Raw genomic sequence first — 26,106 nt, forward strand, 5'->3', positions numbered from 1 at the left:
CCGCTGACAGCGCGTCACCCGCGAGAAGGACGCGGGTCTCAGCCGGACACCAGCAGCTCCGTCCACTCCTTCGCCACCCGCTCCAGCGAGAACCCCTCCCGCACCTGTTCGCGGGCCGCCGCCCCGGCGGACTCCCAGTCCTCCTGCTCGGCGAGCCCGGCGATCGCGTCGGCCATCGCCTCGGGGGTGTCGTGGATCCAGCGCCGGTCGTAGATCTCGTCCGCGCCCGGCCACGGCAGCAGCGCGGGTACGGCGCCGGAGGCCATGCCCTCGGCCGGGGAGAGGTGGAAGCTCTCGTCGTCGCTGGTGGAGAGCACATGGCCGATGCGGCGCAGCCAGTTGGGCACGTCGGGGCCGAACCGGTCGAAGACGACGGCCCCTTCGAGGAGCGGTGAGGTCTGCATGCGGCGCAGGATCCCGTCGTAGTGCTCGCGTTCCTCGGGCTTGTTCCAGATCCACCAGTACTCCCACGGCGGCTTGGACTTGACCGAGAGGTGCCAGCGCCGGTCGCGGGCCCGGAGTTCCTCGAGGACGTCGAGGCCGAGGTCGAGGCGTTTGCGGCTGGGCGCGATGCCGATCATGCCGAGCCGGTGGCGGGCGCCGGGTGCCTTGGGCCGGTCGAGCTGGTCGACGTCGACCCAGTTGCCGATCGTGGTGATCTTCGCGGCGGGCCAGCCGGTGCGGTCGCGGGTGGCGCGGGCGTAGTGCGGGCTGACGCACACCACCCGGTCGACGGCGTCGATGTCGACCTGGCGCGGGTATCCGGCGTCGAGTTCGAAGCGGTGCAGGCGCACGATCAGCCTGCTGCCGCGCCGCTTGTGGCGGCTGTACCAGACGGCCGCCGGGCCGCACCACTCGACGACCACCACGTCGGCCCAGGCGGCGAGTTCGCGGCTGGCGGCCGCGTCGTGCTGGGCGAGCGCGGGCCAGGCGTCGATCCGGACGTCGAGGCCGGGCAGCGCCCGCAGGTGGTCGAGGAGGCGGGTGAGGAACTTCAGGTCGTGCCCGGCGACGCCGACCCGCAGCGGGCGGGCCCGGGTGGCGACGGCGGCGGGCGCGGCGGGAAAGGCGCGGTCGAGGTGGCCGCGCCAGCGGGCCGCCGCGGCCTCCATGGTGTACTCCCGGGCGGCCGCCGCGCACCGGTCGGCGGCGAGCTGCCGGACCGCGGTGTCGCGTACGGCGAGGGAGACGGCGTCCGCCGCGTCCGCGAGGGCGGCGCCGCCCGGTACGAACAGGGGGTAGTCGGCGCCGAGCAGGGCCTCGTGGGCGGGGGTCCGGTTGAGTACGACGGGCAGGCCGAGGGAGCCGAACTCCAGGACCTTGGTGGAGAGTTCGAGGCTGGCGTCGAGGGAGGCGTCGCGCCAGCCGAGGCCGAGGTCGCAGTCGGCGGCGAGGCGCATGGCCTCCTCGCGCGGCACGCCGCCGTGGTGGACGACCTCGGGGGTGGTGCGCAGCGCCTCCGCCATGGCGGTGTCGAAGCCGGGGTGGCCCGGGTCCTTGTGGATCTTGTCGCCGACGGCGTGCAGTTCGGTCCTGATACCGCGTTCGGCCAGCATGGCGGGCAGCCGGGTCATGGGCAGGGTGTTCCAGCGGGGCGCGAACTTGCCGGTGTAGACGAGGCGTACCGGATCGTGCAGGCCGTTCCGCTTCGGGACCGGGAAGCCCGGCTCGGGCACCGCCGGCGGGCTGAGCACGGACCGGCCGCAGGCCTCCGGCACCCAGGCCTCCAGGAAGCAGCGCAACTCCTCGGTCTGACAGAGGAGTTGCCGGGAGGCGGTCGCGATGCGGGCGAGGTCGGCGCGGGCCTCCTCGGTCATCTCCGCCGGAGACTGCGGGATGTCGGTGAGGTAGGCCCAGATCCGGCCGTCGAAGGCGCCGTCGCCGACGATCTGCTTCACCAGCCGCCGGCCGCGCAGCACCAGCAGGTCGCAGGGCTCTTCCGCGTCCAGCCGGGCGAGCAACTGCGAGGCCTGGAAGGGCGAGAGGGGGTGTGCGCCCTGGCCGGGGACGAGGTGTTCCTCGTAGGGCCGCACCACGGTGACCCCGGGCAGGCCTGCGAGGGGGTCGGTCAGCCTGCCCGTCTCGACCGGGGCCTTGAGGACGAGGCGGGTCCGGCAGCCCGCGCGGGACAGTGCCTGGACCGTCGACTGGGCCCAGACGGCGGAGCCGTCGATGAGGTTGAGGTCCACGTCGCCGTAGACGAGCGCCCTCAGGGTGCGGGTCATGACGGTTCCTTTCCACGCACGGCGAACAGGCGGTGCCCGGCGCGCGACCAGGTGTCCGGCGGGGTGCCGGTGTCCAGGAGGGACCGGCGCACGAGCAACGGTTTCAGGGCCGGTACGAAGGCGTAGTCGTCGGCGGCAGGGGTGTGGCCCACCGCGTCGGCGCCCGAGAACTCCTGGGCGCAGAGCAGGTCGAGGAGGAGGGTGTCCGGGCGGTCCTCGGTCAGGTCCGTCCAGTCGGCGACCCAGGGCGCGGTGGGCGGTCCGGTGTGTACGGCGACCGAGGCGGCGGTGAGTTCGTCGAGGGCGAGGCCCGCCGGGTCGGCGACGATCACCTCGGCCGGCCGGTGCAGCTGGCCGAGCGCCTGGGCGACGAGCCGGGCCACGTCGGTGGCGTCCCGGGGCGCGGCGAGGACGGCGATCCGGCGTTCGGCGAGCGGGTCGGTGGCGCCGGTGAGTGCGGCGAGCCGGGCCAGCCGGACCCGGGTGCTGTCCTGCAGGAAGACGTCCCGGAGCCGGTCCCGCCCGTCGGTGACCGGGTCGAGGCGGCAGAGCGCGGTCCCGGTGTCGCCGTCGAGGACGGTGTCCCAGGGCAGCAGGGACAGGCCCGGGGCGGACGACGCCGGGCCGTCCCGCCACAGCACCGCGGTACGGCCCAGCCCCCTTGCCTGGGAGACCAGTTCGGCCAGCCCGCGGTCCAGGTCGGGGGCGATTCCGGTGCCGGTGAGCGACCAGGGGCCTTCATGGGCCACGCAGGCGCTCAGCTGGACGAGGAAGACGTCCGGGTCGGTGCGCTCGAGCAGTACCCGCCCGTCGTGCGGCAGCACCCGGCTGACCACCGCGTCCGCCGCGAAGTCCTGCGCGGTGCGGTCGGTGAGCACGCCGGTGATCACCAGCCGGTCGCGGGGCGCCACGGACAGGGCGCGGTGGGAGAGGTGGAAGCGGTCGTCGGTCTGCGGCTCCGCCACGGGGGCGGAGGCGGCGGCCCGTGAGCCGGCTGGGCGGCCCTTGACCTTCCGCTGCCGCCACAGCCCGTACAGCTCGCCCGGCAGCCGGGCCGCGCGGCGCTTCGGGGAGCGGGCCGCCGACACCAGTGCCTTGCCGACCCGCAGCGAGGTGGAGCCCTCCAGCATCGACACCCTCGCCTCCAGCAAGCCGGTCCGCTCCCGGGCCCGGCGCAGCGCGGTGGTGAGCTGCTCCTTGTCCCGCACGGCGGCGGCGAGCCGTTCGGCGAGGCCGTCCTCGCGGGCGGTCTCCAGGGCGCGGGCGGTCTCCTCGGCGGCCCGCTCCAGGTCGATCAGCCGGGCCCGCTGGGAGCGGGAGACGAAGTCGGCGAGGACGTACTCGTCGGCGATCCGGAGGGCGGTGGCGAAGCCGTCGGCCGGCAGCGGGTGGCCGAACCAGTCGTGCGGCGGCAGGAGTTCCTCGGTGCACGCGAACACCGCGCCGGCGTGCAGGTGGGTGTAGCCGAGCGAGGCGGCGTGCAGCACCTGGCAGCGGTGCGCCACCAGGGCGTCGAGGAGCCGGTGGTAGGGCAGGTCGGTGCCGGGGTGGCCGAAGACGATCAGGCCGCGGCCGCCGAACCGCATCCGTTCCAGTGCGGCCAGGCAGTCCGCCTCGGCGCCGTGCAGGGCGAGGTCGGGGCCGTAGCAGAGGAGCATCAGCTCCCCTTCGCCGACGGGTTCCTGGTGCCGCCGCAGCTCGACGCCGGGCGGCAGGTGCAGATAGGGGTCCAGACGCAGGCCGCCGCTCGTCGCGTCCACGACCGAGGTCACGTCGTCCAGGTGCGGGTGGAGCAGATCGGTCAGGCGCATCAGCGGGTCCTTGTGAAGACATGGAAGCCGACCCGGTTCTCGCGGAAGCCGTAGGGCCGGAAGAGGGTGTGGCTCAGGCCCAGGGGATCGAGTTCCTCGCGGTAGGCGGCGATCGGCCGGTGCAGGATGTAGTCGCCGCGCGGGACGGGTTCGTCGGTGTTCTCGTCGGTGACGATCAGCCGGCCGGTGATCCGGACGAGTGAGGCCAGGTTGCGCAGGCTCGCCGACCACTGCGCGTCGTCCAGGAGGTGGAAGAGGACGTCCACGCAGAGCACCACGTCGTAGAGCCAGGGACTGCGCCACTCGTCGAGGCCGGCGACGGCGTAGCGGGGGCCGCCGCCCTCGGCCCGCGCGTGGGTGACGGCCGCCTCGCTGGCGTCGAAGGCGTCCACGTGGTGGCCGCAGCGGGCGAGGGAGCGGGCGAAGTGCCCCTTGCCGCAGCCCGCGTCGAGGACGAACAGCGGGGAGGCGGGGCTGGACAGGTCGCCTATCAGGGTGAGGAGCTGGCCGAGCCGGATCGCGTAAAAGATCTCGTTGCCGGGCCGGTCCAGGCCGATGTGGCCGCCGGAGGCGAGGTCGTCGCGTTCGCGGTGCCGGGTGTCCCAGTAGGTGAGCGGGGCGGCGGTGTAGGTACGGGTGGCGTCAGTCATGGCGCTCCAGCCACTCGGTGGTCATGGCGTTCCAGCCACTCGGTGAGCACGCGGGCGATCCGGGGGCCGGCCTTGCCGTCCCACAGCGGTGGTCCCTCGGGGTCGGCCGCCGTCTGCCCGTCGAGCACCTTGCGCAGGGCGGGCACCAGTTCGCTGTGCCGGACCAGGCGGTTGGTGCCGTGGGTGACGGTGACCGGGCGTTCGGTCGTGGTGCGCAGCGTCAGGCAGGGCACGCCGAGCACGGTGGTCTCCTCCTGCACGCCGCCCGAGTCGGTGATCACGGCGGCGGCCCCGCGGACCAGGCCCATGAACTCGACGTAGCCGAGCGGATCGAGGAGGTGGATGCCGGGCGCGTCGGCGAGGCCCGCCCTGCGCAGCGCCTCCCGGCCGCGCGGGTGCAGGGGCACGGCGAGGTCGAGGTGGCCGGCCGCCTCGGTGAGGGCGCGGGCGGCGGCCGCGGCGGCCTCGGGGTCGTCGACGTTGGCCGGGCGGTGCAGGGTGACCACGCCGTACCGCTCGGGCAGTGCGTGGGCGGCGCGGGCGGCGGCCGGGTCGAAATGCTCCAGATGGGTGAGCAGGGTGTCGATCATCGGGTTGCCGACGAAGTGCACCCGGCCCGGGTCGACGCCCTCGCGGGCGAGGTGGCCGACGGCTTCCGGGCTGGTGACGAAGAGCAGCTCGGCCAGCTGGTCGACCAGGCGCCGGTTGACCTCCTCCGGCATCGCCATGTCGAAGCTGCGCAGGCCCGCCTCGACGTGGGCCACGGGGATGCCCAGCTTGGCGGCTGCCAGGGCCGCTGCCAGGGTGGAGTTCACATCGCCGTAGACGACGACCAGGGCCGGGGCGCGGGCGAGCAGCTCGCCCTCCAGGGCCACCAGCAGGTCGGCGGTCTGCCGGGCGTGGCTGCCGGAGCCGACGCCGAGGTCGGTGTCCGGGGCGGGCAGGCCCAGCTCCCGGAAGAAGATGTGCGACATCCGTTCGTCGTAGTGCTGACCGGTGTGCACCAGGACCTGGTCGTGCCCGGTCGCGCGCAGGGCGGCGACCACGGGCGCGGCCTTCACGAAGTTCGGCCTGGTCCCTACGACATGGAGTACGCGGCCGTTCATGTCGTACGTTCTCCGCTCTGTCGGCCTACCTTGGCGACATGGCCAGACGTCCGTCCCGGCACCTGCCGCGTCGTATCCCCCGTGCACTCAGCTTGGCCGCATCCGTCGCCTGGGGCGAGTTGCGGCACGACCCCGCCCGGGCCGCGCTGCTCGGCGTACGGCTGCTGCCGGAGCGGGTGCGGCGCGGGCTGCGGCCCGTCGAGAGACAGCTCGCCGTCCGGGCCCGAACGGCCGGGCCCACCGCCGGTCCGTCCGCCGCCCGGGTGCCGGCGCCCGCCGGGCGGGCGGTGCGGCCCGAGCCGGGCCGGGTGCTCCATCTGGTCACCAACGGGCTGCCGTTCAAACACGCCGGCTACACCGTGCGCACCCAGGCCCTCGCCGAGGCCCAGCGGGCCGCCGGGCTCGATCCGCACGTGGTGACCCGTATCGGGTTCCCGGTGGCGCAGGGCGTCCTGGACGCCCGCCCGTTGCAGATCGTGAACGGGGTGCCGCAGCACCGGCTGCTGCCGTACGGGCTGCCCTACGGCCAGGGGGCCGTCCTCGCCCGCAACGCCGAGCTGGCCGGGCGCCTGCTGGAGCGGCTGCGGCCGGCCGTGCTGCACGCGGCCACCGACCACGGCAACGGGCGGGTGGCGCTGGCCCTGCGGGAGACCTATGGGCTGCCGGTGGTGTACGAGGTGCGGGGGTTCCTGGAGGAGACCTGGCTGACCCAGGCGCCCGGCCGCAGCGCGGACGACCCGTCGTACCGCGCCCGGCGCGCCCTGGAGACGTACTGCATGCGCGGGGCCGATCTGGTGCTGACGCTGGGTGCGGCGATGAAGGCCGAGATCGTGGGCCGCGGGGTGCCCGAGGAGCGGGTCCTGATCGTGCCCAACGCGGTGGACGACGCCTTTCTCGCGCCGCCGCCGGACGGGGCGGAGTTGCGCGCCCGGCTCGGCATCGCGGCGGACGACTTCGTGGTGGGCACCGTGAGCAGCCTTACTCCACACGAGGGAATCGGCACATTGCTCCATGCGGGTGCCGAACTGCGCCGTCGGGGTGTCCCGCTGCGGCTGCTGATCGTGGGCGACGGGCCCGAGCGCGGCAGGCTCCAGGCGCTGGCCGGACGGCTCGGGCTGGACTCCGGCGCGGCCCTGTTCACCGGCCGCGTGCCGCACCGCCAAGTGCGGTCCTACCACGCCGTTCTGGACGTCTTCGCGGTGCCGCGCACCGACGAACGGGTCTGCCATCTGGTCACCCCACTCAAGCCGGTCGAAGCGATGGCGAGCGGTCTTCCCGTGGCGGCCAGTGATCTCACAGCCCTGCGAGAACTGGTGAAAGACGAAGTGAACGGGCGGCTAATCCCGCCTGAATCTCCGCAGGCTTGGGCAGAAGCTCTCGAAGTATTGCTCTACAGTCGAAAACGGCGGCATGAATGGGGAGCATCCGCCCACGCGCTGGTGGCGCGTGAACGCACCTGGAAAAGGGTCGCTGCCACGACCCGAGAGGCGTATCGCGCTCTTGGTTGTGTCTGAGGCCCCGCGCCCGGAACCACTCACCGTCCGGGCCCTTCGGATCCATACGGCGTCTGCCGTTGCTGCCGTCGAGGGCGGAGTGAATCCCTATGCAGGTCGAAAAGGCCGTACCGCTCGGGGAATCGAGCGCATCGCTCGGGGATGAGGAACAGACCGACAGTTTCGAACTGGCCGTCATCGGGCTCGGCTACGTCGGGCTCCCGCTCGCGCGGGAGGCGTCGCTGGTCGGTCTGAGAGTGGCCGGGCTCGACCTCGACCCACGGGTCGTGGAGGGCCTCAACGCCGGGCACTCCCATGTGGACGACGTCTCCGACGAGGAGGTCGCCCGGATGCGGGCGGCCGGGTTCACCGCGTACACCGACGACAAGTGCCTGGCCCGGGCGCAGACCGTGGTGATCTGTGTGCCGACCCCGCTCAGCGAGGACGGCGGCCCCGATCTGAGCGCGGTGACCTCCGCCGCGCGGGCGGTGGCGGGCCGGCTGCGCCGCGGACGGCTCGTCGTCCTGGAGTCGACCACCTATCCGGGCACCACCGAGGAGATCGTCAAACCGCTCCTCGAGGAGTCCGGGCTGCGGGCCGGCGACGACTTCGCGCTGGCCTTCTCGCCGGAGCGCATCGACCCCGGCAACACCACCCACGGGCTGCGCCAGACGCCCAAGGTGGTCGGCGGCTGCACCCCGGCGTGCGCGGCGAAGGCCGCCGCCTTCTACGGCAAGCTCGTCGACACGGTCGTGCAGGCGAAGGGCACCCGCGAGGCCGAGATGGCCAAGCTCCTTGAGAACACCTACCGGCACGTCAACATCGCGCTGGTCAACGAACTGGCCATCCTCTGCCGCGAGTTGCGTGTCGACGTGTGGGACGCGATCCGCTGCGCGGGCACCAAGCCGTTCGGCTTCCAGCCGTTCCGGCCGAGCGCCGGGGTGGGCGGACACTGCATCCCGATCGACCCCAACTACCTCTCCTACAAGGTGCGTTCGATCGGCTACGAGTTCCGGTTCGTGGAACTCGCCCGGGAGATCAACGCGCACATGCCGGAGTACGTCGTCCGGCGCGCCCAGGACCTGCTCAACCACGAGGGCCGCGCGCTGCACGGCTCCCGGGTGCTGCTCCTCGGCGTCACCTACAAGCCCGACGTCGCCGACCAGCGCGAGGCGCCGGCGGTGCCGGTGGCCCGGCTGCTGCGCGAGCGGGAGGCCGAGATCGCCTTCCACGACCCGTTCGTACCGGCCTGGTTCGTGGACGGGGAGGCCGTGCCGCGCGTCACCGACGTCATGGCGGCGGTGCGCTCGCACGACCTGACGATCCTGCTCCAGGACCACTCCGCGTACGACCTCCCGGCCCTCGGCGACGAGGCCCGCCTGCTCTTCGACACCCGGGGACGGATCTTCCGGCCCGGCGTCGAGGTGCTGTAGCCGACCTGTGGAGCAACTCCCCTTCCGTGGCTCGGAGTCGAAGGGCTCCGGGCCGCGGAGTCGAAAGGCGCTCAGATGCGGATACTCGTCGTCACCGTCGTCCACCACCCCGAGGACGCGCGCATCCTGCACCGGCAGATCAGCGCGTTGCGGGACCGCGGCCACCACGTGGTCTACGCGGCGCCGTTCTCGGCCCGCGAGGTACGGCCCCGCCCGGACCTCGAAGGCATCGACCTGCCGCGGGCCGCGGGCCGCAGCCGCCGCGCCGCCGTGGGCGCGGCCCGGACCCTGCTGGCCCGGCGCGGCCACGAGGCGGACGTGATCCTGCTGCACGACCCGGAACTGCTGCTGACCCTCCCCGGCACCCTGCGCCGCTGGCGGCGGTCCGGAACCGGTCCGGTGGTCGTCTGGGACGTCCACGAGGACACCGCGGCCGCGCTCGCCATGAAGCGCTGGGTGCCGGGGGCGCTGCGGCCGCCGCTGCGGCTCGGCGTCCGCGCGGCGGAGCGGCTGGCGGAGCGTCATCTGCGGCTGCTGCTCGCCGAGGACGCCTACCAGGAGCGGTTCCGCCGCACCCACCCCGTGGTGCCGAACTTCACCACCGCCCCGACCGAGGCGCCGGAGCCGCCGGGCAGCGAACGGGTCGTCTACGTGGGGCACCTGTCACGGGCGCGTGGCGCGCTGGACCTGATAGAGACGGCCCGGCACCTGGGACCCGGCCTGCGTGTCGAGGTGGCCGGCGCGGCCGACCCCGACGTCCGGGACGCGCTCACGGCCGCCGACCGGGACGGCGTCCTGCGCTGGCACGGCTTCCTGCCCAACGACCGGGCCCTCGCCCTGTTCCCGGGCGCCCTGGCCGGCCTCTCCCTCCTCCACGACGAGCCCAACTACCGCCATTCCCGGCCCACCAAGGTCGTCGAGTACATGGCCCACGGCGTCCCCGTCATCACCACGCCGACCCCGCTGGCCGCGGAGATGGTGGAGCAGCACGGCTGCGGAATCGTCGTCCCGTACGAGGATCCGCGGGCGGCGGCGGAGGCGATCCGCAGGCTGAGCGGCGACGCGATCCTGCGCCACACCGCGGCGCAGCGCGGCCGCGAGGCGGCCCTCACCCACTTCAACTGGCCGGACAAGGCGGCCGAGTTCACGCACTGGCTGGAGACCTGGGTGCGGGAGGACGCCGGTACTAGGCGCGCGGGTGACGCGGCTCGTACAAGGCGACCTCGCCTCCGCCCGGCAACCGGAAGCCCGTCACCCGGCCCCAGGCCGCGACCTGGACGGGTCGGCTGAACTCCACGCCCTTGGCGGTGAGTTCGGCGACGGTCTCATCCAGGTCGTCGCACATCAGCATCAGTTCGTGCGAGGGTTCGCCGTCGGCCGGATGGCAAGCCACCTCGGCCGGCGGCAGCCGGAAGATCAGCCAGCCGTGTCCGGCGTCGACATGCGGCCAGCCCAGCACGTCCCGGAGGAAGGTCCGGTCCGCCTCGGCGTCGCGCGTGTAGATCACCACATGTGCCCCATTGATCACGCGCGGAGGCTAACCCCGGGAGGGCCGGGCGGCAAGGACCTTCCGTCACGCGTTGGACCAGCCCCGCTCGCAGAGCACCAGCCGGTACCCGTCCGGGTCCTCGACGGTGACGCCCCACCGGTTCCAGTACGGGTTCGGCGAGGGCACCCGCTTGCCGCCGTGCTCCTCCAGCCGGGCGACCAGGTCCTCCGGCACCGGCCCGTCGACGTAGACGACCAGCAGGTCCTCCTCGGTGGGCCGCGGCTCGACGGGCCGGGCGGGCTCGTGCACCAGCTCCAGATGCCAGTCGGCGTCCGGCCAGCCCATCATCAGCAGGTCGTGCTCGCCGGGTTCAGGACCGCCCTCGGCCTGCCACACCACACCGAGCCCCAGGCCCCGCACCCAGAACCGCTCGGCCGCCGCCAGGTCCCGGGAGGGCCGGGCGATCCGGATGTGACTGCGGCCGTTGACGGACATCGTGACCTCTTCCCTAGCTGCCGTTTCCTCCTCGGCAGCCTAGGTGCCCGGCGCGCACGCGGCCATCGGCCGATCGCCCTGGATCACAGGTCCTAGGCCCGGCCGCACCCCTTCCGTCAGGGGCGCGGAATGCCGTACGCCCGCTCCACCCGCAGTCGCAGCACCAGCCGGCGGTCGCGGACCATCGCGGCGCGGTAGTCGTCCCAGTCGGGGTGCTCGCCGCGGACGTCGCGGTAGAGGCGGATGAGCTCCTCGACGGTCGCGTCGTACGGGTCCTCGGCGACCGGCGACAGCTCGGCGGTGCCCTCGGCGACCGTGTAGGCCCAGCGGTCGGGGCTGGTCACGTGGTAGGAGGCGCGGGGGTCGCGGCGCAGGTTGCGGGTCTTGGCGCGGCCGTCGGTGACCGACACGCGCACCGTGCGCTCGTCGGGGTAGTAGGCGTGGTTGACATTGGACAGCTGGGGACGGCCGTCGCTCTTGAGGGTGACCAGCACCCCGTCGTGTCCTTCGGCGAGCAGCTTCAGAAGAGCGTCCTGGGTCATGTCAGGTGGAACCCCGGCGCGTCCGCCGCGCATTCCCGCCCCCGCTTCCCGCCCTTGCCGCACCTCTCGGCCCTCGCACGCCCGCGCCGCACCGAACCGGGCGTGCGCGGAGGGTGGCCGCCGGGCACGGTACGGCCGCGCCGGGCGCACAAGCCGCCGCGCCGACCCGGGTGCGCCCCGGAGTCCGCACGGGGCATCGCGGGCATGTACCGGCTGTAGAACCGCCGTGCACCGGCGCACCGCTCCGGCCCTCGGTCGCGGTGGCCGGCGCGCCGTACGACGCGTCCGGGCCGCCGTACACGGGTACCGGCACGGTGTGGTGAAGGGGACGGTGTCGCGTCCGCTTTCCGGTGTCTCTTCTATAGCGTCCGTCACACCACACGTGGATGAGCGGGACCGTTCCCCTCTTCCTGCGCGACGATGAGGTCCGAGGTCGGACCGCACCGCGGACGACACGACCCAAGGAGAGCGATGGCACAGCTGCGACAGGAAGTCGACCCCGGTGAGGTCGGGCTGGACGTGAAGGCGCTGGACCGCCTCGACCAGCACTTCGCTCACTACGTCGACGAAGGGCGCCTGCCCGGTTACCTGGTGGCGGTGGCACGCGGCGGCCGGGTCGCCCACCTCACCACCCAGGGTCACCGCGACCGCGCGGCCGGACTGCCGGTCGAGGCGGACACCATCTGGCGGATCTACTCCATGACCAAGCCGGTCACCGCGGTCGCCGTACTGCTCCTCGTGGAGGACGGGCTGCTGTCGCTGGACGACCCGGTCGACCGCTTCCTGCCGGAGTTCGCCGCCCCTCGGGTCCACGTCTCCGGTTCGGGGGACGACATGGTGACCCGGCCGGCCGACGGCCCGATCCGGATCCGCCATCTGCTCACCCACACCGCCGGGTTGACCTTCGCCTTCTACCACACGCACCCCGTGGACGCCCGGTACCGCGAGGCGGGCCTGGAGTTCTCGGTGCCCTCGGGCGCGAACCTGGCCGAGGCGATGGCGGTGTACGCCCGGATGCCGCTCCAGTTCGAGCCGGGCACCCAGTGGAACTACTCCGTCGGCTTCAACGTGCTCAGCCGGGTCGTCGAGGTGGTCTCCGGGCAGCGGCTCGACGAGTTCTTCGCGGACCGGATCTTCCGTCCGCTCGGCATGCCGGACGCGGGCCTGCACATCGTGCCCGAACAGGCCGACCGGCTCTCCGAGTTGTACGGCGAGACGGAGGGCGGTGCCATCGAGGCGATCCCCGGGCTGCCGTTGCGCGGCCGCCCCCGCTTCCTGTCCGGCAGCGGCGGCCTCGCGGCGACGGCGTACGACTACCACCGTTTCATGGAGATGCTGCGCCGGGGCGGCGAACTGGACGGCGTCCGGCTGCTGTCCCCCGCCTCGGTCGGGCTGCTCTCCACCAACCACCTGCCCGGCGGGGTCGATCTGCGGACCTACGGCGCCCCGGTCCACCAGGAACCCGGCAACGACGGGCTCGGCTTCGGCCTCGGCGTCTCCGTGGTGATCGACCCGGACCGCACCCTCTCCCCGAGCAGTCCCGGCGCCTACGGCTGGACCGGCGCGGCCACCACCGCGTTCTGGGTCGACCCCACTCACGACCTGACCGTGCAGTTCCACACCCAGGTCCGGCCGAGGACCCTGAAGATCTTCCCGGAGCTGCGCCGGCTGGTCCACGAGACGATCCTGGACTGAGCGACCCCGGGCCGAGCGACCCCGGACTGAGCGACCCCGGGCCGAGCGACCCCGGACCGGGCGACTTTGGACCGGGCGACTTTGGACCGGGCGACTTTGGACCGGGCGACTTTGGACCGGGCGATCCCGACCGGGTGCCCGGTCAGACCAGGTTGGCCTCCGGGCGGGGGGCGTCGGCCGCGAACCGGCCGGCGCCGAGCGGGCGGACGTCCAGGAGCGGCGCGCGGCCCAGGTACAGGTCGCGGATCACCTCGCCGACCGCCGGTGCCTGCAGGAAGCCGTGGCCGGAGAACCCGGTGACGTACAGGAACCAGGAGACCGAGGGCGCCTCGCCGATCAGGGCGTTGTGGTCGGGGGTGTTCTCGTACAGGCCCGCCCAGCCGCCGGTGCGGCGCAGGTCCAGCAGGGCCGGGGCGCGGCGTTCCATCGCCGCGTACAGGCGCGGGGAGCCGGCGGTCGTGGTGTCGGTGGCGAAGCCCGGCGTTCGTCGGGGTCCGACATGCCGAGCAGCAGGCCGGGACCCTCGGCGTGGAAGTACAGGCTCGTGGTGAAGTCGATCGTCATGGGGAGCGTCGGCGGCAGCCCCGGGACCGATTGCGCGGTGATCGGCGGGGAACCTGCCGCCTCCTTCGAGGTGAGCATCCGGCCTGGCACGTCTTTCCAGGCGGCCGGACACCGACCTCGAAGGAGGCGACCTCCTCGAGGTGGAGAGATTCCGGTCCGTACCGATGCGCGGTACCACCGCGGGTTCCTACCCGGTACCTCAGGACCAGTGCGCCACCGCGTCCAGGTGGGGCAGCACGTGGTCGAGGCGCTCGCGCTTGGTGCGCAGGTAGGTGATGTTGTTCTCGCACGGCTCGATCAGCAGCGGGACCGTTTCGGCGACCTCGATGCCGTGCCGTACCAGGGACTCGCGTTTGCGCGGGTTGTTGGACATCAGGCGTACCGAACGCACCCCGAGGTCGCTCAGGATGCCGGCGGCGACGCCGTAGTCGCGGGCGTCCACGGGCAGGCCGAGCGCGAGGTTCGCCTCGACCGTGTCGAGGCCCTCCGCCTGCAGGGCCATCGCCCGCAGCTTGGCGAGCAGGCCGATGCCGCGGCCCTCGTGACCCCGCAGGTAGACGACGATGCCACTGCCCTCGGTGACGACCGCGCGCAGTGCGGCGGCCAGCTGGTCGCCGCACTCGCAGTGCTGGGAGCCGAACGCGTCCCCGGTCAGGCACTCGGAGTGCAGCCGGGTCAGCACCCGGTCGCTGTCGATGTCCCCGTAGACCAGGGCGACTTGCTCGTCACCGCGGTCGTGGTCCAGGTAGCCGATCGCCTGGAATTTCCCGTACACGGTGGGCAGCGGTGCATTCACGACGCGTTCCACGCCCGAACGCCGTGGGGACTTTGTGCCGAGTACGCCGATGTTTTCTGTCATGATCTGATTCCTAAGCAGAGACGAAAGGCCGTGAAAAGATGAGTGGTTCGGGCGCGCGTGCGGCGGCGTACGGCTTGTTGCCGACGGACACCACGGAAGAGGTACGGACCAGGGGGGCGGGCGTTTCAACACAGGTCGCCGTCCTTCCCGTGGGGAGCTTCGAACAGCACGGCCCCTACCTCCCGCTCGCGACGGACACCCTCGTCGCCTGTGCCGTCGCCCGGGAGATCGCCGCCGCGTACCCGGTGCACCTCCTCCCCCCGGTGACGGTCTCCTGCTCGCACGAGCACGCGGCCTGGCCGGGGACCGTCAGCATCTCCGCGGTGACACTGCACGCGGTGGTGAACGACATCGCCGCCTCGCTGCGCCGCTCGGGCGTCGAGGCGCTGGTCGTGGTCAACGGCCACGGGGGCAACTACGTGCTGGGCAACGTCGTGCAGGAGGCGTCCGCTCGGGGCGAGCGGCTGGCGCTGTACCCGGCCGCTGAGGACTGGGAGGCAGCCCTGGTGCGGGCCGGGGTGGAGACCTCGGCGCTCTCCGACATGCATGCCGGAGAAATCGAGACCTCCATTCTGCTGCACGCTCATCCCGAATTGGTCCGCCCTGGATACGAGTCTGCCGATTTCACCGCTGACGACCGTCGCCATCTCCTCACCCTGGGAATGTCCGCCTATACCGAGTCGGGCGTCATCGGCCGCCCTTCCCTGGGGTCGGCGGAAAAGGGGAAGGAGCTCCTGTCGAGCCTCGCGGATTCCTTCGGCGTGATTTTCGAACTGCTCGCCGCCGGGCGGGAGTAGCGCAGTCCGGCGTACCAGCGGACGACCAGGACCACCAGACCGGGCAGGGCCGCCACGAAGCTGAGCACGCCGTAGACGACGGCGGTGGCGAGCCCGCTGTCCGCGCCGAGGCCGGCCGCGGCGAACGCCCAGGCGGTGACGCCCTCCCGGGGGCCCCAGCCGCCGACGTTCAGCGGCAGGCCCATCGCGACCAGGGCGAGGACGGAGATCGGGACGAGGGCCGCCACGGAGGCGGCCGATCCTGCGACCCGGGCGGCCACCACGAACATCCCGACGTGCCCGGCGAGGATGGCCGCCGAGGACAGCGCGACGCCCGGCGCGTTCCGCCGCGACAGCAGCGCGCGGCGGGCCTCGCCGAGGGTGGCGCGCAGGGCGCCGGCGCGCTTGCCCGGGGCCTTGTTCATGCGGAGGGCGACCACGATCGCGCACGCGCCGGCCAGCCCGGCCGCCGCCAGCGGGGCGAAGCTGCGCACCTCGTCGCGGACCGGCGAGGGCAGGATCAGCAGCGCACCCGCGCCGAACACCGTCAACGCGATCTGCCCCGCGGTGCGTTCGAGGACGACGGCGCGGACCCCGCGCCCGATGTCGCCCTCGCTCTGCCCGTGCCGGACCGCCCGGTGCACGTCGCCGAGCACCCCGCCGGGCAGCGCCGCGTTCAGGAACAGCGCCCGGTAGTAGTCGCCGACGGCGGGCCCGAGCGGCAGCCTGAGGCCGAGGCTGCGGGCCACCAACTGCCAGCGCCAGGCGCTCAGTACGGTCGTGACCGCGCCGATCGCCAGGCCGGCGACCAGCGTCGGGGTGTCGATCCGGCGCAGTCCGTCGAGGAAGACGCCGGTGCCGAGCCGCCAGAGAAGCACCGCGATGATGGTGGCTCCTGCGACCGTGCCCAGGTGGGTGCGGACGGCGCGGAGGTTGAGGCGCCGGGGCACGGCCGGCCGGGCGACGGACACGGTCTCCCGGACCAGGGTCGGGGTGCTCATGAGGTGCCTCCGGTCGGCCGGGCGAGCGCGAGCAGGTCACTGTGGTGCACGACGACCCGCAGTTCACCGGCCGCGTTGGCGGCGAGCCGCTCGGCCAGATAGGCGTCGGCGCGCTCGGCCAGTTCGGGGCGCTCCTCGACGGCCGCGCCGACCCAGCCGCGCAGCCACTGCTCGGTGAGCGCCTTCTCGTCGGGGCCGAGCCGCCAGGCGCTGGGGTGCACCTTGACGGTGGCGCCCCGGTCGGAGAACGCCTCGCAGGCGGCGGTGACGGAGTCCGGGCCGAGCAGGCCGCCGCGCCGCTGGTGGGCGTTGAAGGCGTCGGTGAGTTCGGCGTCCAGCGGGTGGGCGGGGGTCAGTTCGACCCGCCCGGCGACCGAGAGGGTGAGCAGCGCGGGGCAGCCGGCCCCGGTGCAGGCCTCGGCGAGGATGTCGACCTCCTCCCGGGTGAGGACGTCCAGGAGCGCGGACGCGGTCACCAGGGAGGCGCCGATCAGCGCGTCGGGGGTGAGCCGGGCGACGTCGCCGCGCCGGGTCTCCACCGTGACCCGGCTGCCGTCGGCGGCCGCGCGGGGCGAGGCGACGGCGGCGAAGTGCAGCAGGTAGGGGTCGCGGTCGTGCAGGATCCAGTGCTGGGAGCCGTCGAGGCGGGGCGCGAGCCAGCGGCCCATCGAGCCGGTGCCGCAGCCCAGGTCGTGCACGACGATCCCGCCCGCCTTGCCGGGCAGGTTGGCCAGGCGTATCCGCAGCGGGTCCAGCAGGTCGTGCGCCCGGGCGGCCGCGTCCGCGCTCTCCCGCAACTCCAGCCACTCGGGGGCGTACCGCGGCGGCTCCTCGGGCCCGGTCTCGCGCAGCCGCACGGTGGCCCGCTCGCCCGGACGGACGACGGGACCGGCCCCGGCGATCACCTCGGAAGGCGCCTGTTCGCTCTCTCGTCCCACTCCTGCATCCGTAACATCCGTCGGGCCCGGCTGCGCGGGGATCGCGCCGACCGGAGTAGGGGTCGTGGTCTCGGTGGTCATGCCGCCCTCCGGGGTTCGTCGGGGAGCCTCAGCAGGACTCCGGCGAGGCTGCGGGCGGTGGTCGCCCAGCCGTCGAGTGCCGCCCGCCGGCCGCGCGCGGCGGCCTTGAGGCGACGGCGCACGTCCGCCTCGCCGAACCAGCCGCGCAGTTCGGCGGCGAGCGCGGCGGGGTCCTCCGGCGGCACGAGGATGCCGGGTACCCCACCGTCGGGGGCCCGGCCGACCGCTTCCGGCAGTCCGCCGACATCGGTCGCGAGCACCGGGATGCCGCGGGCGAGGGCCTCGGTGACGGCCATGCCGTAGGTCTCGGCGTAGGAGGTGAGGACCATCAGGTCGGCGGCCGCGTAGCTGGCGTCGAGGTCGGCGCCGGCGCGCGGACCCGCGAGCTGCAGCCGGTCCGTCAGTCCGTGCTCCGCGATCAGCGACCGCAGGTGGGCGACGTACTCGGGAGCCTGGTCGAGACCGCCGACGCAGGTGCAGGTCCACGGCAGGTCCCGGACCGCGGCGAGCGCCTCGATCAGCCGGTGCTGGCCCTTGCGCGGGGTGACGGAGGCGACGCACAGCAGGTGCGAGACCCCGTCGGTGCCGCCGGCCAGCGGGGCGATGTCGGCGCCCGGGGCGGCCACATGGACCCGCTCGGGGGCCAGGCCGTGGTGCGAGACCAGCCGTCGTACCGCCCAGTCGCTGGTCGCGATCACGGCCGGTACGGCGCGCAGCACCGTGCGCTCGCGGGCGTCCAGTTCGGCGGCGACGGTCGCGTCGAGCCCGGTCTCGGCGCCGAGCGGAAGGTGCACCAGGACGGCGAGCCGCAGCCGCTCCGTCTCCGGTACGACGACCTCCGGGACCCCGCAGGCGACCAGGCCGTCCAGGAGGACGACCGTGCCGTCGGGCAGTTCCCGCAGGGTGCGGGCGAGGGCGTCGCGGGCGGCGGTGTCGGGGCGCGGCCAGGAGCCGTCGACCGTGTGCTTGGCGACCTGCCAGCCGAAGCCGGGCAGGTCCAGGCAGACCCGCCGGTCGTAGGCGTTGCCGCCGCTCGGGTTGGCCTGGTCGTCGACGCCGCCGGGCATGACGAAGTGCACGGTGCGCAGGGACATGGGGAGGATCCCGATGTTCGCCGGGGCGTTGCTGTCGGTGGTGGCCGCGCGCTGCGCGGGCACGTAGGTGAGGGCCGACGGGCGGCCGATGGCCATGTCGGTCACAGGGCACGCTCGTAACTCGCCCAGGCGACGTGGGACTCGTGCAGGGTGACGGTCAGTCCGGCGAGGCCCCGGGCGCCCTCGCCGAGCGCGCCCTTCTCGATGCGCTCGGCGAGCCGGTCGGCGATGACCTTCGCGAGGAACTCCGTGGAGGTGTTGATCCCGGCGAAGTCGGGCTCGTTGTCCAGGTTTCTGTAGTTCAGCTCGCTGACCACGGCGCCGAGCTCCTGGGTGGCAAGACCGATGTCGACGACGATGTTGTCGTCGTCCAGCTGCTCACGGCGGAACGTGGCGTCCACGAGGAACGTGGCGCCGTGCAGTCGCTGCGCGGGCCCGAACACCTCGCCGCGGAAGCTGTGGGCGATCATGATGTGATCGCGGACGGTGATGCTGAACAACGGACGACCCTCCAGGTGCGGCGCGTCTGGTCCCCCGGCTGATCCCTGCCGGGGGATGCCCTTAATACGGCTCTTGGCTTCCCCGCGTTCAGTCCACTCTCACTCTTTTCTCAGGTCAGGACCTCTTGGCGGCCCGCACCGGACGTCATTGGACGTTCCGTCAGCCGTTGTCGCCGTAGCGGACCCGGTGGCAGAGGGCCGGAAGCTCCCCGGAGGCGAGCCTCGGAAGCACCTCCGGCAACTCCTCGAACGCGCTTTCCCCCGTGATGAGGGCGTCCAGCGCCGGGTCGGCCAGCAGGTCCAGGGCCAGCGCGAGCCGGTCGGCGTAGGTGCGGCCGGCGCGGGCGGCCGGGGAGACGGTGCCGACCTGGCTGCTGCGCACGGTGAGCCGGCGGGAGTGGAAGGCCTCGCCGAGCGGGAGGGCGATCCGCCGGTCGCCGTACCAGCTGAGGTCGAGGACCGTGCCCTCGGGCGCGAGGAGTTCCAGCGCGCGGCCGAGGCCCTGCTCGGTGGCGCTGGCGTGCACGACGAGGTCGCAGTCGCCCAGGGCGTCCTCGGGGGCCGCGAAGTCCACACCGAGGGCCTCGGCGGTCTTGGCCCGGGCCGGGTCGGCGTCGACCAGCTGGAGCCGTACGCCGGGGAAGCGGGCGAGCAGGGCGGCGACCGAGCAGCCGACCATGCCGCCGCCGATCACCGCGATCCGGTCGCCGAGCAGCGGCGCCGCGTCCCAGAGGGCGTTCACGGCGGTCTCGACCGTGCCCGCGAGTACCGCACGTGCCGGGGGTACCCGCTCCGGTACCACCGTCACCGCGCTCACCGGAACGACGTAACGCGTCTGATGCGGATACAGACAGAAGACCGTACGCCCGATCAGCCCATCGGGCCCTTGCTCGACCACGCCGACGCTGAGGTAGCCGTACTTGACCGGACCGGGGAACTCACCCTCCTGGAAGGGCGCCCGCATCACGGCGTGTTGGCTCTCCGGGACCCCGCCGCGGAACACCAGTGTCTCCGTGCCCCGGCTGACCCCCGAGTACAGCGCGCGCACCAGCACTTCGCCCTCACCGGGCTCCGCGAGGGTGACGTCACGCAGCTCTCCGTGGCCCGGGGAGCGGAGCCAGAACGCGCGGGCCGAGGACTTCATCGGCATCCTCCTGAACGATCGGGAAGTGGTTCACGTACGGAGATGTGCACAGCGAGAAGTGCACAGGCCGCGCACAGTACGCGGCGTTGATCGACTCTGTCACTCGGCCGGAGGACGTGCGGTGGCCCTGAACAACACTTACGAAGCCAGGCTGGTCCAGCAGGAGACCGCTGTGGGAGCGGGCGTGCAGATCCTGTTGCTGGCCCTGCTCGGCACGGCGATCGGCATGGGGCCGGCCGGCTGGCTGACGGGTCTCGCGTTCGCGATAGCCACCTGGGCGGTGCTCTCCCGGGCCCTGCACCGCACCCGGCCGCGCTCCTTCGGCCCCGCCAACCGGGTGACCCTCGGCCGCGCGATCCTGGTCGGCGGTGTGACGGCCCTGGTCGCCGACTCCTTCGAGAGCTCCCCGCCGGTCACGCTGCTGGTCGGCCTGACGGCCGTGGCCCTCATCCTCGACGGCGTCGACGGCAAGGTGGCCCGCCGGACGGGTACGTCGACCGCGCTGGGCGCCCGCTTCGACATGGAGGTCGACGCGTTCCTGATCCTGGTGCTGAGCGTGTACGTGTCCATGCAGCTCGGGCCGTGGGTCCTCCTGATCGGCGGGATGCGCTACGCGTTCGTCGCGGCCGCGAGGATCGCTCCCTGGCTCAACGCCCCGCTGCCGCACTCCATGGCCCGCAAGACGGTCGCCGCGATGCAGGGCATCTGCCTGCTGCTGGCCGGCGCGGACCTGCTGCCGTACCTGGCCAACCTGGGCGTGGTGCTGCTGGCGCTCGGCTCCCTGGTGTGGTCCTTCGGGCGGGACGTGCTGTGGCTGTCGCGCAACGCGCGGCCGGCGGCGATACCGGCGGAGCAGGCGGCGTCCATGGCGGCTTCCCTCGAGGAGATCGAGATGCTGGAGCTGGCGGTGCGCTGAACCGGTGGTGCCGAGGACAGCGGAACGGGGCCCGGACCGGGGCGCCCCCGTTGCCGGTTCCGCCACACCCCGAGCAGCCCCCGGTGTATCCGGCGGTGCCCGGCGGCCCCGACCCCTTCGCGCTGGACCAGCCGGCCACCGACGCCGCCGCTCGCGCGCCCGCCCTGCTCGCCACCGGACGCGACCCGGTCGGTGAACTCACCCTCCGGCAGGACGCGGTGCGTCTGGCCGCCGCCCGCCCCGGCTCCGGCCTGACCGCCTCCACACGCGCGCTGTACGCCACGCTCGCCGACGCGGTCGGCCGCACCCCGGGCGACCTGGCGCGCGCGGTCGCGGCCTGGCGACAGGGCGGACTGGAGGGGCTCGCCGTACTCGAAGAGCCGTGGGATCCGCCGGCCGGCCGCTTCGACCGGGCGAGACCGTTGCTCCTCGCCGCCGACCTTCCAGCTTTCCGGCCCTGGCACAACCACCTCACCCAGCCAGTCGGCTACGTCCAGCTCCGCCTGGGACGCGACGGCCTGTGGTACGCCTACGAGTCGGAGCCGGGCCACGACGACTGGTGGCCCAGAGGCACCCCCGACCTGGACCCGGTGGGCGCGCTGACGGGGCTCGGGGCGGCGGACGGCCGGTAGGGGCCTGCGGACCTGCCCTCCAGGCGGGCAGGACCGGTCCATGTGCCACCACGGTCCGCCCAGCAGACCGCCGCACGATCCCTTCCCTGGAGACCGCAGGTCGAACGGCGGTGCAGTGGGCCGTTCGGCCCTTGTTGACAGCCGGACGCGATGGCTTCACTGATCCCGCGGCCCCGCCCGTGCGAGGACGGACGGGAGTGCCATGTGGCGGGAGGTGACCGGGAAGATGATCGCTGCGGTCGGACACGCCGACCTGACTCCACGAGCGCTGAGACTGGTGGAGGCCGAACTGCGGGCACGGCTGGAGCGGGCAGACGCCCGGACGACCGGGCTGGTGCGCGCGGGTGCGGGGGTGCCGCCGGCCTTTGGGCGGGCGGTGCGGGCGGCGGGACGGGAACTGGTCGTGATCGTTCCCACGCAGGGGATGGTGCCCGCGCTGCTGCCGGCACGGGATCGCGTCGTGGTCGGCGAGTTGCTGTCCCGCGCCCGCCTGGTGCGCCTCCTGGCCTACGACCCGGCCGACCGGGACGCGTGCGTGGGCGCGGACGAGCTGATGATCGCGGGGTGCCGACAGCTGCTGGCCGTCTGGGACGGCTCCCCCTCCAACGGACGGGACGCCACCGCGCACCTGGTGGCCTACGCCCGCGCGCACGGCGTACCGACGGAAGTGGTGTGGCCGGAGGGCGCGGAGCGGTACACGACTCCCGCGCCATGGGCCCCGGCCGGCGGCAGGCGTCCGCGCGGCGCCGGCCCCGCACCGACCACCGCGGACCCCTGGGCCGCCCCGGACACCAGTAAGGCGGGAACCCCTCGATGACCGGCGCCACCACGACCACGCACCACCTCACCACCGGGGCTCCGGAGGCCGGCCGGGAGCACGGGATCACGGCGGCCGGCGCGAGCGGCGCCTCACGCGCCTTCGCCCGGCTGCTGATCGTCTCCGGCGCCCTCGGCATCCTCGCCTCCTTCGTGATCACGCTCGACAAGCTGCAGCTGCTGACGGACCCGAACTTCTCGCCGTCGTGCAACATCAGCCCGGTCCTGTCCTGCACGAACGTGATGAAGAGCCACCAGGCGGCCGTGTTCGGCTTCCCCAATCCGCTGCTCGGCCTGCTCACCTACCCGGTGGTCGTCGCCGTCGGATGCGCGCTGCTGGCCGGTGCCCGCTTCCGCCGCTGGTTCTGGCTCGGCCTGAACGCCGGCACGGTGTTCGGCGCGGGCTTCTGCATGTGGCTGATGACCCAGGCGCTGTACGAGATCGGCGCGCTGTGCCTGTGGTGCTGCCTGGCCTGGGCGACGACCATCGCCATGTTCTGGTACACCACCGTGCACAACCTCCGGCACGGAGTCGTCCGCGCGCCCCGGGCGGTGGTCGCCGGCGTGCTGGAGTTCCACTGGGTCGTCCCGGTCACCTGGTACCTGAGCATCGTGATGCTGATCGCCACCCGTTTCTGGGACTACTGGCAGACGCTGCTGTGAAGCCGGCTGTTGCTTCGCCGACGGGACCAAGAGGGGTCCTTGGACCCTGACCGCCGGGCCTCGCAGGGACCGTTCGGCCCTATCGGGACCCCGTACCCCATTGCCGATCATGTGGCGACACAGACCGCAAAGGGAGGACACCGTCCGGTGGACGAGGTACAGATACAGCAGGTGACGACCGTGGACCCGCGGACGGTCAGCACCAGGGCCGAGCGGTCGGCGGACCGTCCGGCGTGGGTGGAGTGGCTGACGACCACCGACCACAAGAAGATCGGGACGATGTATCTCGTCACCGCGTTCGCGTTCTTCGTCGTCGGTGGTGTGATGGCCCTGCTGATGCGCGCGGAACTCGCCCGCCCCGGGCTGCAGATCATGTCGAACGAGCAGTTCAACCAGGCGTTCACCATGCACGGCTCGATCATGCTGCTGATGTTCGCCATGCCGCTGTTCACCGGCTTCGCCAACTGGATCATGCCGCTGCAGATCGGCGCACCGGACGTGGCCTTCCCGCGCCTCAACATGCTCGCCTACTGGCTGTTCCTGTTCGGCTCGTCGATCGCGGCGTTCGGCTTCCTCACCCCGGGCGGGGCCGCCGACTTCGGCTGGTTCCTGTACGCGCCGCTGTCGGACGCCGTGCACTCGCCCGGACTCGGCGCCGACCTGTGGATCATGGGCGTGGCGCTGTCCGGATTCGGCAGCATCCTCGGCGCGGTCAACTTCATCACCACGATCATCTGCATGCGTGCCCCGGGCATGACCATGTTCCGCATGCCGATCTTCACCTGGAACGTGCTGCTGACCGGCGTACTGGTCCTGATCATCTTCCCGGTCCTGGCCGCGGCCCTGTTCGCGCTGGAGTGCGACCGCAAGTTCGGCAGCCATGTCTTCGACGCGGCCAACGGCGGCGCGCTGCTGTGGCAGCACCTGTTCTGGTTCTTCGGCCATCCCGAGGTGTATGTCCTCGCCCTGCCGTTCTTCGGGATCGTCTCCGAGGTCATCCCGGTCTTCTCCCGCAAGCCGATGTTCGGCTACATGGGCCTCATCGGCGCCACGGTCGCCATCGCCGGGCTGTCCGTGACGGTGTGGGCCCACCACATGTACGTCACAGGCGGCGTACTCCTCCCGTTCTTCTCCTTCATGACCTTCCTGATCGCGGTCCCGACCGGGGTGAAGTTCTTCAACTGGATCGGCACCATGTGGAAGGGCTCGCTCTCCTTCGAGACTCCGATGCTCTGGGCCACCGGCTTCCTGATCACCTTCGTCTTCGGCGGCCTGACCGGCGTGATCCTGGCGTCACCGCCGATGGACTTCCACCTCTCCGACTCGTACTTCGTCGTCGCGCACTTCCACTACACGGTCTTCGGCACGGTCGTGTACGCGATGTTCGCCGGCTTCCACTTCTGGTGGCCGAAGTTCACCGGCAAGATGCTCGACGAACGCCTCGGAAAGATCACCTTCTGGACGCTCACGGTCGGCTTCCACACCACGTTCCTGGTCCAGCACTGGCTGGGCGTCGAGGGTATGCCGCGCCGCTACGCCGACTACCTCGCGGCCGACGGCTTCACCGCCCTCAACACCCTGTCCACCATCGGCTCGTTCCTGCTCGGACTGTCGATCCTGCCGTTCTTCTACAACGTCTGGAAGACCGCCAAGTACGGCCAGAAGGTCGAGACCGACGACCCCTGGGGCTACGGCCGCTCGCTGGAGTGGGCCACCTCCTGCCCGCCGCCGCGGCACAACTTCGTCTCCCTGCCCCGGATCCGCTCCGAGTCCCCGGCGTTCGACCTGCACCACCCGGAGATCGCCGCGGCCGCCGAGGCGGTGAGCTGAGTCGTGTCCTTCGTCGTTCCGGCGCTGGCCACCGGCGCGGTGACCGCCGCCGGCTGTGTCTGGTACGTACCGGCCCTCGTCGATCTGCGGGCGGGAGCCGACCGGCCGCTCTCCCGCCGCACCGGGGCGGCGGCCTGCCTGAGCGGCTGGGGAACGGGCGGAGTGATCGCCGTCCTGCTGCTCGTGGCCGACGTGTTGTGGGTACCGGCCGTCGCGGCCGTCGCGGGCGCGTCCGTCACCCTCGGCCTGCGGCTGCGGGCCGGTGCGCAGCGCCGGCGGGAGGGGCGGGAGATCGCCCGGCACTGGGCGATGCTGCCCGCCGTCCCGCCCGGGCACCGCCACGGCAGCGGCGCTTACCGCTACGTCTTCGCCGTCCTCGTGGGCTCGGGGCTGGGGGTCGCCGTGGCCGCGGCGCTCTACCTGATGAGCGCCGGGTCCGGGCGCGGCGCGGGCAGACCGGCGGCCGTCCTCGTCCCCGCCGCGGTGGTCGGTCTGTTCCTCACCCTCGCACTCACGCTTGCGCGCGCGGTCCGCCGTCGCCCCCGTGCTGAATCCCGGCCCCTCGCCCGGTGACCGGTCGGCGGCGGAGGCGCGGGCCGGGGCAGCGCGGCGGCCGCGAGGGTCGCCCTGCCCTGGCCGGTGGTTTGCAGCAGCCCTGGACCAGAACTCGGCTCCGGGCAGGTCGTGTTCAGCCACGCAGCTGACGGACGTCTGACCTCCTCGCCCGACACGGCGACGGACGTCCCCAACTACCTCGACCAGCGCGAGATCCCTGGCCCGAAGTCCTGGCGAACCCTGGGCAGTTGACTCCGCCGACACCAAGAGTCGGGTGGCCCGGGGGAATCTCACCCCCGGGCTCCCACGGAACGGAGCGTGACAATCTCTCGTCACTCCGCTCTTGTCATCCTGGTCACCAGGCGACGGAGGCTTCGGTTGCCCACCGCCATTGTGCGAAGAGCCGGGGATACCGCTTGGCGATCCCCTGCATGCACTCGACGGCCTTCCTCAGCCCCGCGAGCCGCTTGTACTTTCGGCGGATCCATCGCACCAAGTAGGCGTTGATGCGCGCCAGGAGGGGATACAGCGCCGACCGGTAGAACCGGCCATAGTAGTTCATCCAGCCCGCCACGATCGGATTGATCGCCTTGGCGAGTTCAACAAACGTGAAGTTGGAGCGACGGTGAAGCCGCCATCGGCGTACCTCTCGTCCCATCTTGTTCAGGGCGTCCTTGCTGACCGCTGGCAGGAACGACAGGAACTTCCGGCCGTCCTTGGTCCGTGCGCCGCGCGGGCGGAACGTGAACCCGAGGAACGTGAAGGACGTGTGCTCGGAAGAGCCGCGCCGTTTCCCGT

General features: G+C 72.7%; 22 protein-coding genes and 4 pseudogenes. 11 read left to right on the forward strand and 15 right to left on the reverse strand.

The window, feature by feature from the left end; genetic code table 11:
* Nucleotides 1-38: 38 nt before the first annotated feature.
* From ACFY0P_RS33450 to wecB, 4 genes are read right to left on the reverse strand one after another with little or no spacing between them, the layout of a single operon-like run.
* The gene (locus ACFY0P_RS33450; RefSeq protein WP_388921574.1) at nucleotides 39-2,225 is read right to left on the reverse strand and encodes a glycosyltransferase; all 2,187 of its coding nucleotides are present in this window, start codon (nucleotides 2,223-2,225) and stop codon (nucleotides 39-41) included.
* A complete protein-coding gene (locus ACFY0P_RS33455) occupies nucleotides 2,222-4,036 on the reverse strand; it encodes a hypothetical protein (protein ID WP_388921577.1) in 1,815 nt (604 codons plus the stop codon). The genes ACFY0P_RS33450 and ACFY0P_RS33455 overlap by 4 nt, the downstream gene beginning before the upstream one ends.
* Complete coding sequence (locus ACFY0P_RS33460; protein WP_388921580.1) at nucleotides 4,036-4,686, reverse strand: class I SAM-dependent methyltransferase; 651 nt, start codon at nucleotides 4,684-4,686, stop codon at nucleotides 4,036-4,038. The genes ACFY0P_RS33455 and ACFY0P_RS33460 overlap by 1 nt, the downstream gene beginning before the upstream one ends.
* Nucleotides 4,683-5,792 carry a non-hydrolyzing UDP-N-acetylglucosamine 2-epimerase gene (gene wecB / locus ACFY0P_RS33465; protein WP_388921583.1) on the reverse strand — a complete coding sequence of 370 codons (1,110 nt, stop codon included), beginning with the start codon at nucleotides 5,790-5,792 and terminating at the stop codon, nucleotides 4,683-4,685. Before wecB ends, ACFY0P_RS33460 begins: the two co-directional genes overlap by 4 nt.
* 38 nt (nucleotides 5,793-5,830) lie before the next feature.
* Here wecB and ACFY0P_RS33470 point away from each other — a divergent pair, with 38 nt between their 5' ends.
* From ACFY0P_RS33470 to ACFY0P_RS33480, 3 genes are all read left to right on the forward strand, one after another.
* The gene (locus ACFY0P_RS33470) at nucleotides 5,831-7,306 is read left to right on the forward strand and encodes a glycosyltransferase family 4 protein (RefSeq protein WP_388921586.1); all 1,476 of its coding nucleotides are present in this window, start codon (nucleotides 5,831-5,833) and stop codon (nucleotides 7,304-7,306) included.
* A gap of 89 nt (nucleotides 7,307-7,395) precedes the next feature.
* Complete coding sequence (locus ACFY0P_RS33475; RefSeq protein WP_388921589.1) at nucleotides 7,396-8,718, forward strand: nucleotide sugar dehydrogenase; 1,323 nt, start codon at nucleotides 7,396-7,398, stop codon at nucleotides 8,716-8,718.
* A 75-nt stretch (nucleotides 8,719-8,793) separates the two neighbouring features.
* Nucleotides 8,794-10,008, forward strand: coding sequence for a glycosyltransferase (locus ACFY0P_RS33480; RefSeq protein WP_388921592.1), 1,215 nt, complete (start codon nucleotides 8,794-8,796; stop codon nucleotides 10,006-10,008).
* Here ACFY0P_RS33480 and ACFY0P_RS33485 read toward each other — a convergent pair.
* The 3 genes from ACFY0P_RS33485 to ACFY0P_RS33495 form a co-directional block, all read right to left on the reverse strand.
* On the reverse strand, nucleotides 9,905-10,246 hold the full coding sequence (locus ACFY0P_RS33485; protein ID WP_388921595.1) for a VOC family protein: 342 nt from the start codon (nucleotides 10,244-10,246) through the stop codon (nucleotides 9,905-9,907). The genes ACFY0P_RS33480 and ACFY0P_RS33485 overlap by 104 nt on opposite strands.
* A 45-nt stretch (nucleotides 10,247-10,291) precedes the next feature.
* Nucleotides 10,292-10,702, reverse strand: a complete 411-nt coding sequence (locus ACFY0P_RS33490) for a VOC family protein (protein WP_388921598.1) — start codon at nucleotides 10,700-10,702, stop codon at nucleotides 10,292-10,294.
* Between the two features lie 116 nt (nucleotides 10,703-10,818).
* Nucleotides 10,819-11,244 (reverse strand): PPOX class F420-dependent oxidoreductase, encoded by a 426-nt coding sequence (locus ACFY0P_RS33495; RefSeq protein ID WP_388921601.1) that lies wholly within the window; start codon nucleotides 11,242-11,244, stop codon nucleotides 10,819-10,821.
* Between the two features lie 471 nt (nucleotides 11,245-11,715).
* Here ACFY0P_RS33495 and ACFY0P_RS33500 point away from each other — a divergent pair, with 471 nt between their 5' ends.
* On the forward strand, nucleotides 11,716-12,939 hold the full coding sequence (locus ACFY0P_RS33500) for a serine hydrolase domain-containing protein (protein ID WP_388921604.1): 1,224 nt from the start codon (nucleotides 11,716-11,718) through the stop codon (nucleotides 12,937-12,939).
* A 142-nt stretch (nucleotides 12,940-13,081) separates the two neighbouring features.
* On the opposite strand, the pseudogene ACFY0P_RS33505 reads toward ACFY0P_RS33500, so the two are convergent.
* Together ACFY0P_RS33505 and ribA are read right to left on the reverse strand one after the other, a co-directional pair.
* A pseudogene (locus tag ACFY0P_RS33505) lies at nucleotides 13,082-13,536 on the reverse strand (NAD(P)/FAD-dependent oxidoreductase); the annotation flags it as partial.
* 166 nt (nucleotides 13,537-13,702) lie between these two features.
* The gene (ribA, locus tag ACFY0P_RS33510; protein WP_351500323.1) at nucleotides 13,703-14,362 is read right to left on the reverse strand and encodes a GTP cyclohydrolase II; all 660 of its coding nucleotides are present in this window, start codon (nucleotides 14,360-14,362) and stop codon (nucleotides 13,703-13,705) included.
* 38 nt (nucleotides 14,363-14,400) lie between these two features.
* Here ribA and ACFY0P_RS33515 point away from each other — a divergent pair, with 38 nt between their 5' ends.
* Nucleotides 14,401-15,159 (forward strand): creatininase family protein, encoded by a 759-nt coding sequence (locus ACFY0P_RS33515; RefSeq protein ID WP_388921608.1) that lies wholly within the window; start codon nucleotides 14,401-14,403, stop codon nucleotides 15,157-15,159.
* Nucleotides 15,160-15,257: 98 nt separating this feature from the next.
* Here ACFY0P_RS33515 and ACFY0P_RS33520 read toward each other — a convergent pair.
* From ACFY0P_RS33520 to ACFY0P_RS33540, 5 genes and pseudogenes are all read right to left on the reverse strand, one after another.
* Nucleotides 15,258-16,139, reverse strand: a pseudogene (locus ACFY0P_RS33520) (YbhN family protein); the annotation flags it as partial.
* Entirely contained in the window at nucleotides 16,136-17,158 is a 1,023-nt protein-coding gene (locus ACFY0P_RS33525; RefSeq protein ID WP_388921611.1) for a trans-aconitate methyltransferase, read from the reverse strand. The gene ACFY0P_RS33525 and the pseudogene ACFY0P_RS33520, both read right to left, overlap by 4 nt.
* Nucleotides 17,155-18,348, reverse strand: a complete 1,194-nt coding sequence (locus ACFY0P_RS33530; RefSeq protein WP_388921694.1) for a glycosyltransferase family 4 protein — start codon at nucleotides 18,346-18,348, stop codon at nucleotides 17,155-17,157. The genes ACFY0P_RS33525 and ACFY0P_RS33530 overlap by 4 nt, the downstream gene beginning before the upstream one ends.
* A 5-nt stretch (nucleotides 18,349-18,353) precedes the next feature.
* Nucleotides 18,354-18,752, reverse strand: coding sequence for a 6-carboxytetrahydropterin synthase (locus tag ACFY0P_RS33535; RefSeq protein WP_093497951.1), 399 nt, complete (start codon nucleotides 18,750-18,752; stop codon nucleotides 18,354-18,356).
* Between the two features lie 160 nt (nucleotides 18,753-18,912).
* Nucleotides 18,913-19,896, reverse strand: coding sequence for a dehydrogenase (locus ACFY0P_RS33540; protein WP_388921614.1), 984 nt, complete (start codon nucleotides 19,894-19,896; stop codon nucleotides 18,913-18,915).
* Nucleotides 19,897-20,017: 121 nt separating this feature from the next.
* On the opposite strand from ACFY0P_RS33540, the gene ACFY0P_RS33545 reads away from it, so the two are divergent.
* The 6 genes and pseudogenes from ACFY0P_RS33545 to ACFY0P_RS33570 all read left to right on the forward strand — a co-directional run bounded on the left by ACFY0P_RS33545 (nucleotide 20,018) and on the right by ACFY0P_RS33570 (nucleotide 25,326).
* A complete protein-coding gene (locus tag ACFY0P_RS33545; RefSeq protein ID WP_388921617.1) occupies nucleotides 20,018-20,812 on the forward strand; it encodes a CDP-alcohol phosphatidyltransferase family protein in 795 nt (264 codons plus the stop codon).
* A gap of 47 nt (nucleotides 20,813-20,859) precedes the next feature.
* Nucleotides 20,860-21,444, forward strand: a pseudogene (locus tag ACFY0P_RS33550) (hypothetical protein); the annotation flags it as partial.
* Between the two features lie 226 nt (nucleotides 21,445-21,670).
* Nucleotides 21,671-22,153: pseudogene (locus ACFY0P_RS33555) on the forward strand (hypothetical protein); the annotation flags it as partial.
* Nucleotides 22,154-22,257: 104 nt separating this feature from the next.
* Nucleotides 22,258-22,923: a vitamin K epoxide reductase family protein gene (locus tag ACFY0P_RS33560; protein ID WP_388921620.1), complete on the forward strand. Its 666-nt coding sequence runs from the start codon at nucleotides 22,258-22,260 to the stop codon at nucleotides 22,921-22,923.
* A 279-nt stretch (nucleotides 22,924-23,202) separates the two neighbouring features.
* Nucleotides 23,203-24,753: a cytochrome c oxidase subunit I gene (gene ctaD, locus ACFY0P_RS33565; RefSeq protein ID WP_388921697.1), complete on the forward strand. Its 1,551-nt coding sequence runs from the start codon at nucleotides 23,203-23,205 to the stop codon at nucleotides 24,751-24,753.
* Between the two features lie 3 nt (nucleotides 24,754-24,756).
* On the forward strand, nucleotides 24,757-25,326 hold the full coding sequence (locus tag ACFY0P_RS33570; RefSeq protein ID WP_388921622.1) for a hypothetical protein: 570 nt from the start codon (nucleotides 24,757-24,759) through the stop codon (nucleotides 25,324-25,326).
* Between the two features lie 337 nt (nucleotides 25,327-25,663).
* On the opposite strand, the gene ACFY0P_RS33575 is transcribed toward ACFY0P_RS33570, so the two are convergent.
* The coding region (locus tag ACFY0P_RS33575) for a group II intron maturase-specific domain-containing protein (protein WP_388921624.1) at nucleotides 25,664-26,106 on the reverse strand (443 nt) is incomplete at its 5' end.

The organism is Streptomyces sp. NPDC001714 (assembly GCF_042892755.1).
Taxonomy (GTDB): Bacteria; Actinomycetota; Actinomycetes; order Streptomycetales; family Streptomycetaceae; genus Streptomyces.